Raw genomic sequence first — 15,505 nt, 5'->3', positions numbered from 1 at the left:
TCAGCGCATCCTACCGGTCGGGGAGTTGAAGGTCTTCCTCGGCCTCGTCGGCCGCGGAGACGCCGCCGCCGAAGTTGAGGCGCCATTCGAGGTCGGCACGCGAGTCTGCCTTGTTCAGGGCCTCGTCCAGCATCACTCGGCCACCCTTGAACAGCTTGACGATGGCCTGATCGAAGGTCTGCATGCCCACCGAGCTGCCCTTGGCCATAATCTCCTTGATCTCGCTGATCTTCTCGTCGCGGATCAGTTCGGAGATATACGGCGTGTTCACCATGATCTCCAGCGCAGCCACACGCTGTCCGTCCTTGGTCTGCAACAGGCGCTGGGCGATGATCGCGCGCAGGTTCAGCGACAGATCCGAGAGGATCTGCGAGCGATTGTCCTCGGGGAACAAGTTGATTACGCGATCCAGCGCCTGGGTGGCATTGGTCGCGTGCAGGGTCGTCAGTACCAGGTGGCCGGTATCGGCGTAGGTCAGGGCCGCACGCATGGTCTCGCGGGAACGCACCTCCCCGATCATGATCACGTCCGGGGCCTCGCGCATCCCCTCCTGCAGGGCGTGATCATAGCTCGGGGTGTCGATCCCGACCTCGCGCTGGCCGACGATCGAGCGCTTGTGCGTAAAGAGAAACTCGATCGGGTCCTCGACCGTAAGAATATGACCGCTGGAATGCGTATTACGGTGATCAATCATCGAGGCGAGCGTGGTGGACTTCCCGGTCCCGGTCGCGCCGACGATCAGCACCAGCCCGTCATGGTGCGAGACGAATTCCTCCAGCACCGGGGGCAGCCCAAGCTGCTCGATGGTCGGGATGGACATGCGGATGAAGCGAATGACCATCGCGACCTCGCCGCGCTGGCGATAGACATTCACGCGGAAGCGTCCCAGACCCTCGCGCGAGACGCCAAAGTTGACCGCGGTCTCGCGCTCGAAGATCTCGGCCTGATGCTCGTTCATCATCTCGCGCGCGATGGCCTCCGCCTGACCGGGTGCGAGTGCCTTGCGCGAGATCGGCTGCAGGACCCCGTCGACCTTGATGCTCGCGGGCGCGCCGGTCAGGAAGAACAGGTCCGAGGCGGCCTTCTGCGCCATCAGGCTCAGGTACGGTTCGATCTGCATCTGGCTCATCGCTGATCTCCCGAAGGGTGCGGACCGTTAGCGGACACTGTAGTCCTCGGGACGGTCGTCCACGGACAGGCCCTCGCCCGTGTCGGCCACTGCCGGTGCACCGTCATCCTGTGCACGCTGCGAGTCGAGCTTGATGCGCAGCCGCAGGTCATTCACCGAATCGGCGTTGCGCAGGGCCTCCTCGTAGCTGATCTTGCGGGTCTCGTAGAGGTCGAACAGGGCCTGGTCGAAGGTCTGCATGCCCTGCTCGCGGGAGCGCGACATCAGCTCCTTCATCTCGTGCACCGCACCCTTCAGCATCAGGTCGGCCATCAGCGGGGTGTTGATCAGGATCTCCACTGCCGGCACGCGGCCCTCGCCGTTCTCGTGCCGCACCAGGCGTTGCGAGATCACCGCTTTCAGGTTCAGCGACAGGTCCATAAGGAGCTGCTCGCGCCGATCCTCGGGGAAGAAGTTGATGATGCGGTCCAGCGCCTGGTTGGTGCTGTTGGCGTGCAGGGTGGACAGGCACAGGTGACCGGTCTCGGCAAAGGCGATCGCGTAGTCCATCGTCTCCCGATCCCGGATCTCGCCGATCAGGATCACGTCCGGCGCCTGACGCAGGGTGTTCTTCAGCGCGATCTCGTAACCCTCGGTGTCCACGCCCACCTCGCGCTGGGTGATGATGCTCTTTTCGTGTTCGTGGACGAACTCGATCGGGTCCTCGATGGTGACGATGTGATCGGGGGCATTGCGGTTGCGATGGCCGATCATCGCGGCGAGCGAGGTCGACTTGCCCGAGCCGGTCCCCCCGACGAAGATCACCAGCCCGCGGCGCTCCATGGTGATCTTCTCCAGCTGCGGCGGCATCTGGATGTCCTCGAACTTCGGGATCACCGAGTTGATCGTGCGCAGCACCATTCCGGGGCTGCCGCGCTGAGTAAACACGTTCACGCGAAAGCGCGACACGCCCTGCAGGCCGATCGCGAAATTGCACTCCTGATGGCGCTCGTACTCCGCGGACTGCTTGTCGTTCATCAGTGCGCGTACCAGCGCCTGGGTATGCGAAGGCGTGAGCTTCTGCTCGGTCATCGGCACCACGCGGCCGTCAATCTTGGCCGCTGGCGGCATGCCGACCGTGATGAACAGGTCCGAGCCACCCCGGTCCACCAGGGCGCGGAGCAGGTCGTGCATGTACTTGATCGCCTTGTCACGATCCATGGTGCTTCTCCCCTTGCCGAATCCCCCGGGCGGGGGCGCGGGCTCAGAACGAATCCGGGTTGGCGGCCTTGCGCTTGGCGTCCTCGCGGCTGATCACGCCCTGCGCCAGCATGTCTTTCAGGCACTGGTCCAGCGTCTGCATGCCGGTGCCGGCACTGGTCTGGATGGTCGAGTACATCTGCGCGATCTTGTTTTCGCGGATCAGGTTGCGGATGGCCGGCGTGCCCAGCATGATCTCGTGCGCGGCGATACGCCCGCCGCCGATCTTCTTCATCAGGGTCTGCGCGATAACCGCCCGCAGCGACTCGGACAACATCGCCCGCACCATGTCCTTCTCGGCCGCCGGAAACACATCGACGATACGGTCGATCGTCTTGGCCGCGGAACTGGTATGCAGGGTGCCGAAGACGAGGTGCCCCGTCTCCGCCGCGGTCAGCGCCAGGCGGATCGTCTCGAGATCGCGCAGCTCGCCGACCAGAATGGTGTCCGGATCCTCGCGCAGCGCGGAACGCAGCGCCTCGGAAAAGCCGTGGGTGTCGCGGTGTACCTCGCGCTGGTTGACCAGCGACTTCTTCGACTCGTGCACGAACTCGATCGGGTCTTCGATCGTCAGGATGTGGCCGTAGTCGTTCTCGTTGCGGTGGTTGACCATGCCCGCCAGCGTGGTCGACTTGCCCGAGCCGGTCGGGCCGGTGACCAGCACGATCCCGCGCGGATAGTTGGAGATATCCTCGAAGATGCGCGGTGCCGCCAGCTCTTCCAGCGTGAGCACCTTGGAGGGGATGGTACGGAAAACCGCCGCCGCGCCCCGGTCCTGATTGAACGCATTGACACGAAAACGCGCCAGCCCGGTGACCTCGAACGAGAAGTCCGTCTCCAGGAACTCCTCGTAGTCCTTGCGCTGGCGGTCGTTCATGATGTCGTAGATCAGGCCCTGGACCTCCTTGTGGTCCATGACCGGCACATTCACGCGGCGCATATCGCCGTCGATGCGCACCATCGGCGGCATGCCCGCCGAGATGTGCAGATCCGAGGCCCCGTTCTTGACCGCAAAGGCCAGCAGCTGCGTGATATCCATGCATCCCCCTGTACAACCGGAAACGAGCCGCCAGCCCCAGCGCCCCGCCCCGGGCGACGCCCTGCCGGGCCCCGCAGCGTGTGACGGACACCGCCCGCCTGGCGGCGGTGCCCTTACGTTTCACCGGACTATATCATAGGGCCATGAGCGCACCAGACCACGCATTCAGGGCCGTTCGCGAACGTATCGTTCACGCCTGCGAACAGGCCGGGCGCGACCCCGGCAGCGTGCACCTTCTGGCCGTATCCAAGACGCGTACGGCCGACGACATCCGCGCGTTGCATGCGCTCGGGCAGACGGCGTTCGGCGAGAACTACGTGCAGGAATTCATCGACAAGTTCGACGCCCTCGAGACCGGCCCGAAACCCCTGGGCCTCGAGTGGCACTATATCGGCGCACTGCAGAGCAACAAGACGCGCCCCGTGGCCGAACGCGCTCACTGGGTACACACCATCGACCGCGAGCGCATTGCCCGCCGCCTTTCGGAACAGCGCCCGGAACACCTGCCGCCCTTGCAGGTCTGCCTGCAGATCAATGTCTCGGGCGAGAGCCAGAAGGCAGGCGTCCCGCCGGAGGCTGCCGCCGCGCTGGCCGACACCGTCGCGAACCTGCCCGGGCTGACGTTACGGGGCCTGATGACCCTGCCGGCCGCCGAGAGCAATCGCGAGCGCCAGCGCCAGCCATTTGCCCGGCTGCGGCAGTTGAAGGACGAACTCAATGCGCGGGGACATGGCCTGGATACCCTGTCCATGGGCATGTCCGGCGATCTCGAGGCCGCGATCCTCGAGGGTGCCACTCTGGTCCGCATCGGGACCGCCCTGTTCGGGCCCCGCAACACACCCGCAAGAAACGATTAAAAACAGGAGTCCGCATGACGGAACACCGCTTCGAAGTCGGCTTTATCGGCGCCGGCAACATGGGCGAAGCCCTGTTGCAGGGCCTGATCCAGTCCGGCCATGACGCCGAGCGCATCGCGATCGCCGACAAGAGCGCCGAACGCGTGCGCGATCTCCAGGCCCGCTACCCCGGACTGCAGGCCGCAAGTGCCGAGGCGCTCGCCGAGGACAGCGCCGCGCTGGTGCTCGCGGTCAAGCCTCAAACCCTGCCGGACCTGGCCCCCACGCTGCGCGAGGGCGTCATCCGTGGGCAGCCCCTGGTGATCTCGGTGGCCGCCGGCATCACCACGGCCCAGCTGGCCCGCTGGCTGGGTGACGACACCCGCCTCGTCCGCGCCATGCCCAACACGCCAGCCTTGGTCGGCGCCGGCGTGACCGGCCTGTTCGCCGCCCCCACGGCCACCACCGAGGATCGCGACACCGCCACCCGCCTGCTGGAGTCGGTAGGGCGGGCGATCCCGGTGGCGGACGAGGAGCTGATGCACGCGGTCACGGCGACCTCGGGCAGCGGCCCGGCCTACGTCTTTCTGATGATCGAGGCGATGCAGGAGGCCGCGCAGTCGCTCGGGCTGCCGCCCGACACCGCGCTGGAGCTGACGCTCGGCACGCTAGCGGGTGCGACCCGACTGGCCGCCGAGAGCGACGAGCCGCCCGCCGAACTGCGCCACCGCGTGACGTCGCCGGGCGGCACCACCGAGCGGGCCTTGCAGGTGCTGGAGGATGGCGACCTGCGCGGACTCATGCGCCGCGCGATGGCGGCAGCGGCCGAGCGCTCGCGCGAACTCGGACAGTAGGGGCTTCGTCCGCCGCGTTTCGGGCTGGGCCTGGTTCGTCCTCTAGAGTTTACGGTGGCTTCGGCTAGCCGCCTGCCATGCGCTGTCTCGCCAGCGCGCCGCGAGGTACTTTCTTGCTTGCCCAAGAAAGTACCCAAAGAAGGGCACCCGGATTCCGCCCGGGGACCTTGCTCCAGGGCCCTCGGGCCGGCGGCGCTGAAACTCGCTACGCCTTCGGCTCCGCTCAGACAGTCAGCGCCCCCGTTTCTATTTTGAATCGTCCGTCCCGAGGACCCTTCCGCAAGGGGCTTCATACGGGGGGATAAGGTCAAGACAACGGCTGTCCTGATGTTTGTGCGAATGGCTGGAGGCTAGGTATTCGGACATCCTGGGCACGTGCGGCCTTCGGCCCTGGCGTGCCGCGCCCGCGAGCGGGCGCAAGACCCCCTCGTAGGATGCGGATGAGCGCAGCGAATCGCATCAGGGTTGCCCCGACGCCGGACCGGTGCGTTTCGCTGCGCTCAACCGCACCCTACAGCTCGGGGCTACCGCCTGTTTTGACCTTCCCTCCCGATATGAGCCCCTTGTGGAGGGCGTGACAGGCCGGACGATTCACAATAGACACGGGGCGCTGACTGTCTGAGCGAAGCCAAAGGCGCAGCGAGTTTCAGCGCCTCCGGCCTGGCGCGTCCGAAGCAAGGTCCCCGGGCGAATCCCGGGCGTGTTTCTTGGTTACTTCTTTGCATGAGCAAAGAAGTCCGTTTTTGATCAACAACTGGCGGGGTGCGCTGCCGAAACAGCGCATGGCAGGCAGCGGACCGAAAGCAAGTAAACACCAGATGCCGAACCCGGCCCAGCCTCAACGACGCTGAGGGCCAACCAGGGCACGCCAAGGCCCGCTAGCTGGTGGGCGGGAGAAGGCTACGCGTCGGGGAGGCCGAGGCGGCGCAGCCAGCGCGCCGGATCGCCGGCGCAGACCAGAAACTCGGGATTGAGCATGCTCTCCTTGGTGTTGTAGCGAAGCTCCTGCCCGTGGAGGTCCGTCACATGCCCCCCCGCGGCCCGCACGACCGCATGCGCCGCCGCGGTATCCCACTCGCTGGTCGGCCCCAGGCGCGGATAAATATCCGCGGCTCCCTCGGCCACCATGCAGAGCTTCATCGAGCTGCCCAGGCTCACCAACTCGTGCGTCCCAAGGCGTTCCAGAACCGCTTTGAGCCGCTCGGCCCCGTGCGAACGACTGCCCGCCACCAGCGGGTGCTCGGTATCAATACGGTCGCGTGCCACCTCGATGGCGCGCGGGGCCTCGGAACCATCGCGGCGGATGGCGCCGCCTCCAGCGTGGCCCGCATACAGACGCTGAAGCACCGGACTCCAGACCACGCCCATCAGCGGCTCGTGGTCATGGATCAGGGCAATGTTGACCGTGAATTCACCCGTACGCTTGACGAACTCGCGGGTCCCGTCCAGGGGATCGATCAGCCAGTAGGTCCGCCACTGCTTGCGGCGCTCGAATGGTACGTCCTGCCCCTCCTCGGAGAGGACGGGCCACTCCGGCGCGATCTCGCGCAACCCCTGTGCGATCACGCGATGCGCGGCCAGGTCGGCCTCGGTCAGTGGGGAGCGATCGTCCTTTTCGGTAACCGCGAAGCGGGTCTCGTAGACCTCGAGAATGGCATGGCCGGCATCCTCGGCCAGACCACCCACTTCCTGCATCAGGGCGGTCAGGGCCGCGTCCTTGGGCGGTTCGTTCATCGGGGCATCCTTTCTGATTCGAACGGTACGGAATGCGCGTACCTTGGCAGAACCCGGGTCAGGCGTCGAGAAAATCGCGCACCATATAAAGTGCCGCGATGGAACGGGCCTCGGTGCAATCCTCGCGGGTGACCAGTTCGCCCAGCCGGTCCAGCGACCAGGGTACGACCTCGATGGCCTCCGGCTCGTCACCCTCCTCGCGCTGGGGGTAGAGATCCTCCGCCACGATCAGATGGGTCTCGTGCGACATGTAGCCGGGCGCGACCGTCAGCGCGCCCAGGTGGGTCAGGCGGTGACCGCCATACCCGACCTCCTCCATGATCTCGCGGTTTGCCGCCACCAGGATGTCCTCGCGCGCCTCGATGCGGCCCTTGGGCAGGCCAAGCTCGTAGCGGTGGGTGCCGGCCGCGTATTCGCGGATCAGCAGCACGGTGCGATCCGGCTGCACCGGGGCGACGATGACTGCGCCGTTGCCCCGGCTGATCAGGCGCTCGTAACAGGTGCGCGCCCCATTGCTGAACTCGAGATCCAGCTCCTCGACCTCGAACAGCCGACTTCGGGCTACGGTCCGGCGGCCCTGGACATCCGGTTTGTCTCGACTCATAGACGTTTTATTCGGCGTTGCGCAGCCGTACCTGGGTTCTCAGTTCGCCCTCGAACAGGGTGTCGAGGATGATGCCATGGTCGGACTCGACGACGTCGAAGCCTTCCTGTGCCTCGGGGTGGGTCTCCTCCAGACGCAGGTCCAGATCCCCCCAGTTTACGGCCATGGTGACCCGCATGGGGAAGTAGCCATCCAGGAAACGCCGCACGAAGGGCCCGTTCTCCATCGTGTAGACGCCATCACCTTCGTGTTCGATCACACGCATGCGTGCGGTGACACAGACCTCGGAATCCTTGTGGACACCGCGCAGGTCGACCCGGTCGCCCCGTGCCTCGGCCAGGTCGATGTTGGTAGTGGATTCGACCTGAAGGTCCTCGATTCGCTCTTCGTTGTAGGCAATGACCATGCGCCGGATCGGCGCAATATCGCTGTGGCACTGGCGCAGATCCACCCAGCCGTCCTCCAGCGAAGACGGGCTCAGCGTGATCTGGTTCTGGTGGTGATGAGGGACCTGCTCCGGCTCCTCGGTCAGAAACTTGATCTCCGGGCTGGTGGTCTGGGTCTGGTCCGGCGATACAGTCTCGCCCCACAGGCTGTCGTCCTCGAGCGGGTCGTAATCGGGGTCGCTCGGGTCCATCGCCTGCGCGGAAAATGGCAGCAGCGCCAGGGAAACCAGCGCCAGAAAGAGCGGGCCAGGGGCCAGACGGGATTCAGGTACCATGGGAGCCATCGCAATCACCCTCTTTGAGGTTCCGTTCGCTGTGGACCCCAAAAACCCCGAAAAAAATCCGAATCCGCAGGAATCATCGGTGCATGTCGACTGGTCGAGCATCGACACCGTGCTGTTCGACATGGACGGTACACTGCTGGATCTGCACTTTGACAACCGCTTCTGGCGCGAGCTGATCCCCGCCGAGTACATCCGCTGCCAGCCGGACGACCCGGAATGCGCCCGCCGGCGCCTGGAAGACGAGATGCAACGCGTGCGCGGCAAGCTCGAATGGTACTGCGTGGATCACTGGACCCGGTTCACCGGTCTCGACGTGCTCGGGCTGAAGCGCGAACTGGCCCACCACGTCGCAATCAAGCCGCACGCCGAGGCCCTGCTGGGCGCCCTGCATCGCTCCGGCCGCCGACGCGTGCTGGTAACCAACGCCCATCCGAAGGTCTACAACTTCAAGCACCAGATCACGCGGATCGGGGATCACCTGGACACGATCGTCTCCGCCCACGACCTGGAGTGCGCCAAGGAAGACACCGACTTCTGGGAACGGCTGCAACGCATCACCCCCTACGATCCGGCACGTACGCTGCTGGTCGACGACAACCTGCTGGCCCTGGCCAGCGCAGCCCGGCAGGGCCTGACCGAGCTGCGCGGCATGCGCTACCCGGACGAGCGCGGGGAGCCGATGGACTCGCGGGAGTTTCTGCTGCTGGAATCGCTGGCCGACCTGCTGCCCGGACTTCCGGGCCGGGAACGGCCCGTTACTTGACCGGAGTCGGCAGGTTGCGGATCAGGTCCAGCCGGATCTGAACGTCACGCCCCTCGCACTCGCCGTCCAGCCAGTGATATCCGTCCGCCTCGCGGACCTCGCGCGGGGTCACCTTGCCCCACCAGGCCTGGCTGGAGTCGGGCTCGGCCCAGTTCAGCTGCAGGGTCTCACCTGTGAGAATGGCGATCTCCAGGCGTTCGATCACATGTTTGGGAAGGACGGATTCGGTCATCGGGGTGGTTCGCGGTAGTCGGTGGGATCCGGCACGCCCGCCGAGGCGAAAGCCGCGCGGCGCGCCTGGCACTGCGGGCAGCGCCCGCAGTGGAGCGATTGTGCCAGAAGGCAGCTCCAGGTGCGGGACCAGTCGATCCCCAGCGGATCGGTGGTGTAGATGATATCGGCCTTGGACTGCGCGATCAGCGGGGCCTCGATCGCCAGCCCCGGTACCAGCTCGTCCGCCAGCGCCGCGAGGCGCCCGATAAAGGACGGGCGCGAACCCGGGCCATGCCCTTGGTCCTCGCGATTGAGCGCCAGCAGGATACGCCCCGCCCCCTGGTGCTCGGCGAGATTGATCGCCAGCGCCAGCACCAGCAAGTTGCGCTGTGGCAACGGCACATGCGCGACCCACTCCGAACGTTTGGCAAACGCCTGGCGCAGCGCGCGCAGGTCCATCTCGACGGGGTCGACCCCATAGTCGGCGCCCAGGGCACGGATCGCAGCCCGCTCACGCTCGGCATTGCGCTGGCCATAGTCCACCCACAGGGCGCGCAGCGGGCGGCCCTGCGCATGCCGCTGCGCCAGCAGGGCACTGCTCTCGATACCCCCGGACAGCAGGAGCAGATCGGGGGGCGATTCACCCGTGTACTTGTCCGTGGCGTGCATTCGGGCACCATACGCAAAGCACACGCCCGCAGAAAGGAACCCTGATGATCGACGAGCTGCGCCGCCACTGGCAGCGCCTGATGCGCACGGATCTGAGCGATACCGAATCCGGCGACGACGAACACCGACTGCAGCGTGCGGCCGCCGCGCTGATCATGGAGGTCTGCCGCGCCGATTTCGAACTGCACGAGGCCGAACTCGACTCCGTGCGCGCCAGCCTGATCGAGTTGTTCGAACTGGATGCGGACACCGCCGACGGCCTGCTCGAAATCGCCCGGGAAAAGAGCGACGAACTCGTATCCGTCCACCCGTTGGTGCGCGAGGTCAACGCGGCCTTCGATGCCGACCAGAAGGCCGACATCATGCGCGCACTGTGGCGCGCCGCCTGGGCCAACCAGGACCTGCACAAGCGCCAGGAAGCCGTGATCCGGCACCTGGCCGATCTGTTGTATGTCCCGCACTCGACATTCATCCGCACCAAGCACGAGGTCCTGGGCGATGCCGCCGATCCGAACTGACAGGGAGTGGCGCTGATGGGCGACCCGGGCACGCTGCTTGCCGCCCTTGCAGTGGGCATCCTCGGGGGCGTTCACTGCCTCGGGATGTGCGGCGGCATCGTGGGCGCGATCTCGCTCGGACATGGCCGCCGGGGCCCGGGGTTCGACCTGCTCCTGGCCTACAACCTCGGACGCATGGGCAGCTATGTGATCGCCGGGGCCCTTGCGGGCTGGCTGGGCGCCACCCTGCTGGGCGGGCTGCCGGCCGGGCAGGTGATCCTGCAGGGGATTGCCGCGGTATTCCTGGTCCTGCTGGGGCTGTACATCGGCGGCTGGTGGCCGGTACTCGCGCGTCTGGAGCAGGCCGGTGGCGTGGTGTGGCGTCGTATCGAGCCTCTGGGTCGGCGGTTTCTGCCAGTGCGCAATGCCGGCCAGGCCCTGCTGGTGGGCGGGCTTTGGGGCTGGCTGCCCTGCGGGCTGGTCTACAGCGTGCTGGCCTGGTCGCTCAGCGCCGGCGGGGCCACCGAGGGCGCGCTGCTGATGGCGGCCTTTGCCCTGGGCACGCTGCCGAATCTGCTACTGATGGGGGTCTTCGCGGCGCGTATGGCTGCGTTTGTGCAACAACGCTGGGTTCGCGCCCTGGCGGGAGCCGCGATCCTGCTCTACGGCGGCTGGATGCTACTGCGGCTGACAATGTAACCCCCGCCTCCCGGCGGGGGTACCAATGGTTCAGTCAGCGAAGAACTCGCGGCTGAAGCTGATGGGCAGGGCCCGCTCGCTGCCTTCCGGCGTTACCTCGAGTGCGAACTCGAGGGTCTCGCCGCGGCGAACAGTCACCTCGGAAAGCTGATAGATGGCGTCGCCATCCTGGATCTCCCGAAAGCGCAGGTTGCGCATCTGATCGTTCATGTTGGTCGCGGTGCCGCTGAGATCCGCGGAGACGGCCTTGAGCCCATCGTCAGTCCGTTCCATCACGGTGACGTTGACCATTGCGCGGTTGGAACTGCGGCGCACGTCGTAGGCCTGGGCGACCTCGGGGGAGAGGAAGGTGGTGTTGATGACGTTGTAGTACACCACGTAGTTATCGAATTCCGCCTCGTTGGCGGACGCGATCGAGCTGCCGAGGACAACCGCCGCCAGGGCGACGATGAAGCCGGTGATGACCCGATGCACTCTTACCATGGCTGACTCCTCTGCCGTTGCGGGAATGCAGAGGCGGTGCCGCCGGCATGGCTGACACCATCCCCTGTCTTCGAGTCTAGCGCCTTTTCGCGCGGATGAAACCGCCAAAAAAGGAGGGTTTCGGGGCGCGGATGGTCTCGATCAAAAAGAGCGCACCAGAATCAGCAAGATGTACAGACCGACCAGTGCGACCATCGGCGAAAAATCGATCGCACCGGCCCGCGGCAGCGTCCGGCGCAGCGGACCGAGGATAGGCCGATTGACGTCGCCGACCAGGCGCAGGATGGGGTTGTGCCCCCCGCCACCGCCTCCGGCCTGGATCCAGCTCATCACGACCTCGACAATCAGGGCGATGATGAACACCCAGATCACGGTGGTCAGGACCTCGCGGATGGCAACGTAGAAGATCACGCCAAACCCTACGTCCGCGCCGAGGATCGCGGCGCGCAGCCAGAGTTCAACGCACTTCAGCACGATAATCAGCACGATCGCGGCCAGGTCGACCCGCCCGACCGAGGGGATCACCCGCCGCAGGATGCGCAGCGGCGGGTCGGTCAGCATGACGATCGTCTGCGAGATCGGGTTGTGGTACTCCGCCCGCACCAGCCCGAAGATCGTGCGCAGGATCAGCAGGATGATGTAGATCCCGAAGACGACGCTGATCAGGAAGATGGCAATCTCTTGTCCGGGTCCGGCGGCGTTCATGCGGGCTCCTTGCGGCAATTCAACGGAAAGTGCGCAGCATTGTCCGGCATGCCCGGCGGGATGCCAAGAAGACGCTGAACGGACCGAGGGCGCCCAGCCGCCTCAGGTCCGGTCCAGGGTGTCGCGCACCTGGGTCGCGATCTCCTCGATCGACAGCTCGGTGACATCCAGGTGGGGGATGGCCCAGGTCTCGAGGAACTCCTGGATCGCGGCACATTCCGCGCGGCACTGGGCAAGGCTTGCGTACTGACTGCCGGGGCGGCGGCCCTCGCGGATCTGTGACAGACGCTGGGGGGTGATGGTCAGCCCGACCATACGCCCGCCGAGACCGCGCAGGCTGCGCGGCATGTGCGGGGTATCATCCCGGCCCAGGTCTTCCGGCACCAGCGGGTAGTTGGCCGCGAACAGCCCGTAATTCATCGCCAGGTAGAGACTCGTGGGTGTCTTGCCCGAACGCGAGGCGCCCAGCAACACCACATCGGCGACGGAAAGATCCTGGGTGGCCAGACCGTCGTCGTGCGACAGCGTGTAGTTCAGGGCCTCGATGCGACGGTCGTAGCGCGTCACATCGCCCATGCCGTGGGCCCGCCCGGATACCGACTGGGCCGTGACCCCGAGCACCTCCTCCAGCCGCCCGACCTGCTCCCCGAATACGTCGATCACCGGGACGGGGCTGTGGCGCAGTTCCTGGCGCAGGTCGGCATTGGCCAGGGTGGCCACGACGAGCGCCGGCTGCGGCCCGGCCTCGATCCGAGCGAACACGCTGGACAGCCGACCCGGGGTCTGCACGAAAGGCAACCGATGCCAGGCCGGATCCAGGTCCGGGAACTGGGTGAACAGCGAACGCGCCAGCGTCTCCGCGGTAATCCCGGTCCCGTCAGACACCAGATACACCTGCGGGCACCGCGGATCGGCCATGTCCTATCCCCTTACCTTTGCCAGTTGCTCCCAGGTGGAGAGTAGTGCATCCGGGTTCAACGACAAGGAATCAATGCCCTCGTCCATCAGCCACGCGGCCATCTCGGGGTAGTCGGACGGGGCCTGCCCGCAGATCCCGACGTACTTGTCGGCATCCTTCGCGGCCCGGATCGCCATGGTCAGCAACGCCTTCACCGCATCGTCGCGCTCGTCGAAGGAATCCGCCACCAGGCCGGAGTCACGATCGACCCCGAGCGTGAGCTGGGTCAGGTCGTTGGAGCCGATCGAGAAGCCATCGAAGTGCTCCAGGAAGCGCGCCGCCAGCAGGGCGTTCGAGGGGATCTCGCACATCATCACGACCTTCAGGCCGTTCTCGCCGCGGCGCAGCCCCTCCTCGCCGAGTACGCGGATCACGTCCTCGGCCTCGGTCAGCGTGCGCACGAACGGGACCATGATCTGCACGTTCTCGAGCCCCATCTCCTCGCGCACACGACGCAGGGCCTCGCACTCCATCGCAAAGGCCGGGCGGAAGGTGTCGGAGCGATAGCGCGAGGCGCCGCGGAACCCGAGCATCGGGTTCTCCTCCTCCGGCTCGTAGCCCGAACCCCCGATCAAATGGGCATATTCGTTGGACTTGAAGTCCGACAGGCGCACGATCACCGGCTCCGGTGCGAAGGCCGCAGCCAGCGTGGCAATGCCCTCGGACAGCTTGCGCACGAAGTACTCGCGCGGGCCGTCGTCAAACCCGCGCAGGCGCTCGGCGATGCGCTCCTGCACATCGGCATCCAGCCGCCCCGGGTCCTCGGCATAGTCCAGCAGCGCCAGGGGATGCACGCCGATGGTGCCGTTGATGATGAACTCCAGCCGTGCGAGCCCGATCCCGGCATGCGGCAGCTGGGAGAAGGCGTAGGCACGCCCCGGGTTGGCCACGTTCAGCATCAGCTTGACGGGCAGCTCCGGCAGCTCGCCGACATCGGCCTTCTTGACCGAATAGTCGAGCCGCCCGGCGTAGACACGACCATCGTCACCCTCGGCACAGGAGACGGTGGCCTCCATGCCATCGGACAGGGCCTCGGTCGCATCGGCGCAGCCGACCACCGCCGGGATGCCCATCTCGCGGGCAATGATCGCCGCGTGGCAGGTGCGCCCGCCGCGATTGGTCACGATCGCGGCGGCGCGCTTCATCACCGGTTCCCAGTCCGGGTCGGTCATGTCCGCCACCAGGATGTCGCCCTCCTCCATGGTGTGCATGGAATCCGGGGAGTCCAGCACACGGACGACCCCGGCACCGACCTTCGAGCCGATCGCCCTGCCGGTGACCAGCGGCGTCTCGCTGTGCGGGGCCAGCTCGTAGCGCTCGCCCGCACCGAGCTCGACGCGGCTCTCCACCGTCTCCGGGCGCGCCTGCACGATAAACAGCTCGCCAGTCTCGCCGTCCTGGGCCCATTCGATATCCATGGGCCGGCCATAGTGCTGCTCGATCGCGACCGCAAAGCGACCCAGCTGCTCGGCATCGGCGTCGCTGAGGCAGAAGCGCTCGCGCAGGTCCCGCGGCGTGTCTTCGGTGCGCGTGCCACCCTCGTCCAGGACCATGCGGACAGCCTTGGTGCCTAGGGTGCGACCGATGATCGCGCGCTTGCCCGCCGCCAGTGCCGGCTTGTAGACCTGATACTCGTCCGGGTTCACCGCGCCCTGCACGACGGTCTCGCCAAGACCCCAGGCGCCAGTGATGAACACCGCGTCGCGAAACCCGCTCTCGGTGTCGAGGGTAAAGATCACCCCGCTCGCCCCGACATCGGAACGCACCATGCGCTGCACGCCGGCGCTGAGGGCCACCTCGTCGTGGGCAAAGTTGTTGTGCACCCGGTAGGCAATCGCGCGGTCGTTGTAGAGGCTGGCGAAGCACTCGCGCAAGCGTGCAAGCAGCGCATCGATACCGCGCACATTCAGAAACGTCTCCTGCTGTCCGGCAAACGAGGCCTCGGGGAGATCCTCGGCGGTGGCCGATGAGCGCACGGCGACGGGCACGTCATCGCCCAGTTTGCCGTAGTGCTCGCGCACCGCCTGTTCCAGTTCGTCCGGCAGTGGCGCCGCCTCGATCCAGCCGCGCACCTCGCGCCCCGCCTCGCGCAGGGCCTCGATGTCGTTGATGTCGAGATCGGCCAGGCGCGCCTTGATCCGGGCAGCGAGGTTCTCGTGCTCCAGATGCGCACGGAAGGCGTCGGCCGTGGTCGCGAACCCGCCGGGCACGCGCACACCCGCCCGCCCCAGCTCGCGCAGAAGCTCGCCCAGGGAGGCGTTCTTGCCGCCCACCCTGGCCACATCGTCCATATTCAGATCGTCGAGATCGACTACCCAGCGCATCGCGCCTCCCAAGAAGGTTTGTGAACTGT

General features: G+C 66.3%; 17 protein-coding genes. 5 read left to right on the top strand and 12 right to left on the bottom strand.

Going from position 1 to position 15,505, the window contains the following annotated elements:
- Window positions 1-10: 10 nt before the first annotated feature.
- Genes F791_RS0106635 through F791_RS0106625 form a run of 3 tightly spaced genes read right to left on the bottom strand, consistent with a single transcriptional unit; the run spans window position 11 to window position 3,407 of the window.
- Window positions 11-1,129: a PilT/PilU family type 4a pilus ATPase gene (locus tag F791_RS0106635; RefSeq protein ID WP_012983774.1), complete on the bottom strand. Its 1,119-nt coding sequence runs from the start codon at window positions 1,127-1,129 to the stop codon at window positions 11-13.
- A 27-nt stretch (window positions 1,130-1,156) separates the two neighbouring features.
- The gene (locus tag F791_RS0106630; RefSeq protein ID WP_019592377.1) at window positions 1,157-2,329 is read right to left on the bottom strand and encodes a PilT/PilU family type 4a pilus ATPase; all 1,173 of its coding nucleotides are present in this window, start codon (window positions 2,327-2,329) and stop codon (window positions 1,157-1,159) included.
- Window positions 2,330-2,372: 43 nt separating this feature from the next.
- Window positions 2,373-3,407, bottom strand: a complete 1,035-nt coding sequence (locus F791_RS0106625; protein ID WP_012983776.1) for a type IV pilus twitching motility protein PilT — start codon at window positions 3,405-3,407, stop codon at window positions 2,373-2,375.
- A gap of 143 nt (window positions 3,408-3,550) precedes the next feature.
- Here F791_RS0106625 and F791_RS0106620 point away from each other — a divergent pair, with 143 nt between their 5' ends.
- Both F791_RS0106620 and proC read left to right on the top strand, forming a co-directional pair.
- On the top strand, window positions 3,551-4,264 hold the full coding sequence (locus F791_RS0106620; protein ID WP_019592376.1) for a YggS family pyridoxal phosphate-dependent enzyme: 714 nt from the start codon (window positions 3,551-3,553) through the stop codon (window positions 4,262-4,264).
- Window positions 4,265-4,278: 14 nt separating this feature from the next.
- Window positions 4,279-5,097 (top strand): pyrroline-5-carboxylate reductase, encoded by an 819-nt coding sequence (proC, locus tag F791_RS0106615; RefSeq protein WP_019592375.1) that lies wholly within the window; start codon window positions 4,279-4,281, stop codon window positions 5,095-5,097.
- 900 nt (window positions 5,098-5,997) lie between these two features.
- Here the strand turns inward: proC and cysQ are convergent.
- From cysQ to F791_RS0106600, 3 genes are read right to left on the bottom strand one after another with little or no spacing between them, the layout of a single operon-like run.
- Window positions 5,998-6,831 carry a 3'(2'),5'-bisphosphate nucleotidase CysQ gene (gene cysQ, locus F791_RS0106610; protein WP_018139432.1) on the bottom strand — a complete coding sequence of 278 codons (834 nt, stop codon included), beginning with the start codon at window positions 6,829-6,831 and terminating at the stop codon, window positions 5,998-6,000.
- Window positions 6,832-6,889: 58 nt separating this feature from the next.
- Complete coding sequence (nudE, locus tag F791_RS0106605) at window positions 6,890-7,435, bottom strand: ADP compounds hydrolase NudE (RefSeq protein WP_012983780.1); 546 nt, start codon at window positions 7,433-7,435, stop codon at window positions 6,890-6,892.
- A gap of 7 nt (window positions 7,436-7,442) precedes the next feature.
- A complete protein-coding gene (locus tag F791_RS0106600; RefSeq protein ID WP_019592374.1) occupies window positions 7,443-8,156 on the bottom strand; it encodes a hypothetical protein in 714 nt (237 codons plus the stop codon).
- On the opposite strand from F791_RS0106600, the gene F791_RS0106595 reads away from it, so the two are divergent.
- Entirely contained in the window at window positions 8,155-8,928 is a 774-nt protein-coding gene (locus tag F791_RS0106595) for an HAD family hydrolase (protein WP_018139434.1), read from the top strand. The two genes, F791_RS0106600 and F791_RS0106595, sit on opposite strands and share 2 nt — an antisense overlap.
- On the opposite strand, the gene F791_RS0106590 is transcribed toward F791_RS0106595, so the two are convergent.
- Window positions 8,921-9,160, bottom strand: a complete 240-nt coding sequence (locus F791_RS0106590; RefSeq protein ID WP_012983783.1) for a hypothetical protein — start codon at window positions 9,158-9,160, stop codon at window positions 8,921-8,923. The genes F791_RS0106595 and F791_RS0106590 overlap by 8 nt on opposite strands.
- Window positions 9,157-9,810, bottom strand: coding sequence for a 7-cyano-7-deazaguanine synthase (locus F791_RS0106585; protein WP_012983784.1), 654 nt, complete (start codon window positions 9,808-9,810; stop codon window positions 9,157-9,159). The genes F791_RS0106590 and F791_RS0106585 overlap by 4 nt, the downstream gene beginning before the upstream one ends.
- 44 nt (window positions 9,811-9,854) lie before the next feature.
- On the opposite strand from F791_RS0106585, the gene F791_RS0106580 reads away from it, so the two are divergent.
- Together F791_RS0106580 and F791_RS0106575 are read left to right on the top strand one after the other, a co-directional pair.
- On the top strand, window positions 9,855-10,328 hold the full coding sequence (locus F791_RS0106580) for a TerB family tellurite resistance protein (RefSeq protein ID WP_018993257.1): 474 nt from the start codon (window positions 9,855-9,857) through the stop codon (window positions 10,326-10,328).
- 15 nt (window positions 10,329-10,343) lie between these two features.
- On the top strand, window positions 10,344-11,006 hold the full coding sequence (locus F791_RS0106575; protein ID WP_012983786.1) for a sulfite exporter TauE/SafE family protein: 663 nt from the start codon (window positions 10,344-10,346) through the stop codon (window positions 11,004-11,006).
- A gap of 30 nt (window positions 11,007-11,036) precedes the next feature.
- On the opposite strand, the gene F791_RS0106570 is transcribed toward F791_RS0106575, so the two are convergent.
- The 4 genes from F791_RS0106570 to ppsA form a co-directional block, all read right to left on the bottom strand.
- Window positions 11,037-11,489, bottom strand: a complete 453-nt coding sequence (locus tag F791_RS0106570; protein ID WP_018139438.1) for a DUF4426 domain-containing protein — start codon at window positions 11,487-11,489, stop codon at window positions 11,037-11,039.
- A 141-nt stretch (window positions 11,490-11,630) separates the two neighbouring features.
- Window positions 11,631-12,194, bottom strand: coding sequence for a YggT family protein (locus tag F791_RS0106565; protein WP_018139439.1), 564 nt, complete (start codon window positions 12,192-12,194; stop codon window positions 11,631-11,633).
- A 102-nt stretch (window positions 12,195-12,296) separates the two neighbouring features.
- Window positions 12,297-13,112 (bottom strand): pyruvate, water dikinase regulatory protein, encoded by an 816-nt coding sequence (locus tag F791_RS0106560; RefSeq protein ID WP_018139440.1) that lies wholly within the window; start codon window positions 13,110-13,112, stop codon window positions 12,297-12,299.
- Window positions 13,113-13,115: 3 nt separating this feature from the next.
- Entirely contained in the window at window positions 13,116-15,476 is a 2,361-nt protein-coding gene (ppsA, locus tag F791_RS0106555) for a phosphoenolpyruvate synthase (protein ID WP_019592373.1), read from the bottom strand.
- Window positions 15,477-15,505: the final 29 nt, after the last annotated feature.

It is taken from the genome of Thioalkalivibrio sp. ALRh (genome assembly GCF_000381425.1).
Taxonomy (GTDB): domain Bacteria; phylum Pseudomonadota; class Gammaproteobacteria; order Ectothiorhodospirales; family Ectothiorhodospiraceae; genus Thioalkalivibrio.
Note: the sequence above shows the minus strand (reverse complement) of the source record. Positions and strands in the feature narration are given on the sequence as shown.

Bases quoted from the DNA above. Each gene is read 5' to 3' on its own strand.
- F791_RS0106635 (WP_012983774.1), bottom strand. From the start codon at position 1,129: ATGAGCCAGATGCAGATCGAACCGTACCTGAGCCTGATGGCGCAGAAG.
- F791_RS0106630 (WP_019592377.1), bottom strand. From the start codon at position 2,329: ATGGATCGTGACAAGGCGATCAAGTACATGCACGACCTGCTCCGCGCC.
- F791_RS0106625 (WP_012983776.1), bottom strand. From the start codon at position 3,407: ATGGATATCACGCAGCTGCTGGCCTTTGCGGTCAAGAACGGGGCCTCG.
- F791_RS0106620 (WP_019592376.1), top strand. From the start codon at position 3,551: ATGAGCGCACCAGACCACGCATTCAGGGCCGTTCGCGAACGTATCGTT.
- proC (WP_019592375.1), top strand. From the start codon at position 4,279: ATGACGGAACACCGCTTCGAAGTCGGCTTTATCGGCGCCGGCAACATG.
- cysQ (WP_018139432.1), bottom strand. From the start codon at position 6,831: ATGAACGAACCGCCCAAGGACGCGGCCCTGACCGCCCTGATGCAGGAA.
- nudE (WP_012983780.1), bottom strand. From the start codon at position 7,435: ATGAGTCGAGACAAACCGGATGTCCAGGGCCGCCGGACCGTAGCCCGA.
- F791_RS0106595 (WP_018139434.1), top strand. From the start codon at position 8,155: ATGGGAGCCATCGCAATCACCCTCTTTGAGGTTCCGTTCGCTGTGGAC.
- F791_RS0106600 (WP_019592374.1), bottom strand. From the start codon at position 8,156: ATGGTACCTGAATCCCGTCTGGCCCCTGGCCCGCTCTTTCTGGCGCTG.
- F791_RS0106590 (WP_012983783.1), bottom strand. From the start codon at position 9,160: ATGACCGAATCCGTCCTTCCCAAACATGTGATCGAACGCCTGGAGATC.
- F791_RS0106585 (WP_012983784.1), bottom strand. From the start codon at position 9,810: ATGCACGCCACGGACAAGTACACGGGTGAATCGCCCCCCGATCTGCTC.
- F791_RS0106580 (WP_018993257.1), top strand. From the start codon at position 9,855: ATGATCGACGAGCTGCGCCGCCACTGGCAGCGCCTGATGCGCACGGAT.
- F791_RS0106575 (WP_012983786.1), top strand. From the start codon at position 10,344: ATGGGCGACCCGGGCACGCTGCTTGCCGCCCTTGCAGTGGGCATCCTC.
- F791_RS0106570 (WP_018139438.1), bottom strand. From the start codon at position 11,489: ATGGTAAGAGTGCATCGGGTCATCACCGGCTTCATCGTCGCCCTGGCG.
- F791_RS0106565 (WP_018139439.1), bottom strand. From the start codon at position 12,194: ATGAACGCCGCCGGACCCGGACAAGAGATTGCCATCTTCCTGATCAGC.
- F791_RS0106560 (WP_018139440.1), bottom strand. From the start codon at position 13,112: ATGGCCGATCCGCGGTGCCCGCAGGTGTATCTGGTGTCTGACGGGACC.
- ppsA (WP_019592373.1), bottom strand. From the start codon at position 15,476: ATGCGCTGGGTAGTCGATCTCGACGATCTGAATATGGACGATGTGGCC.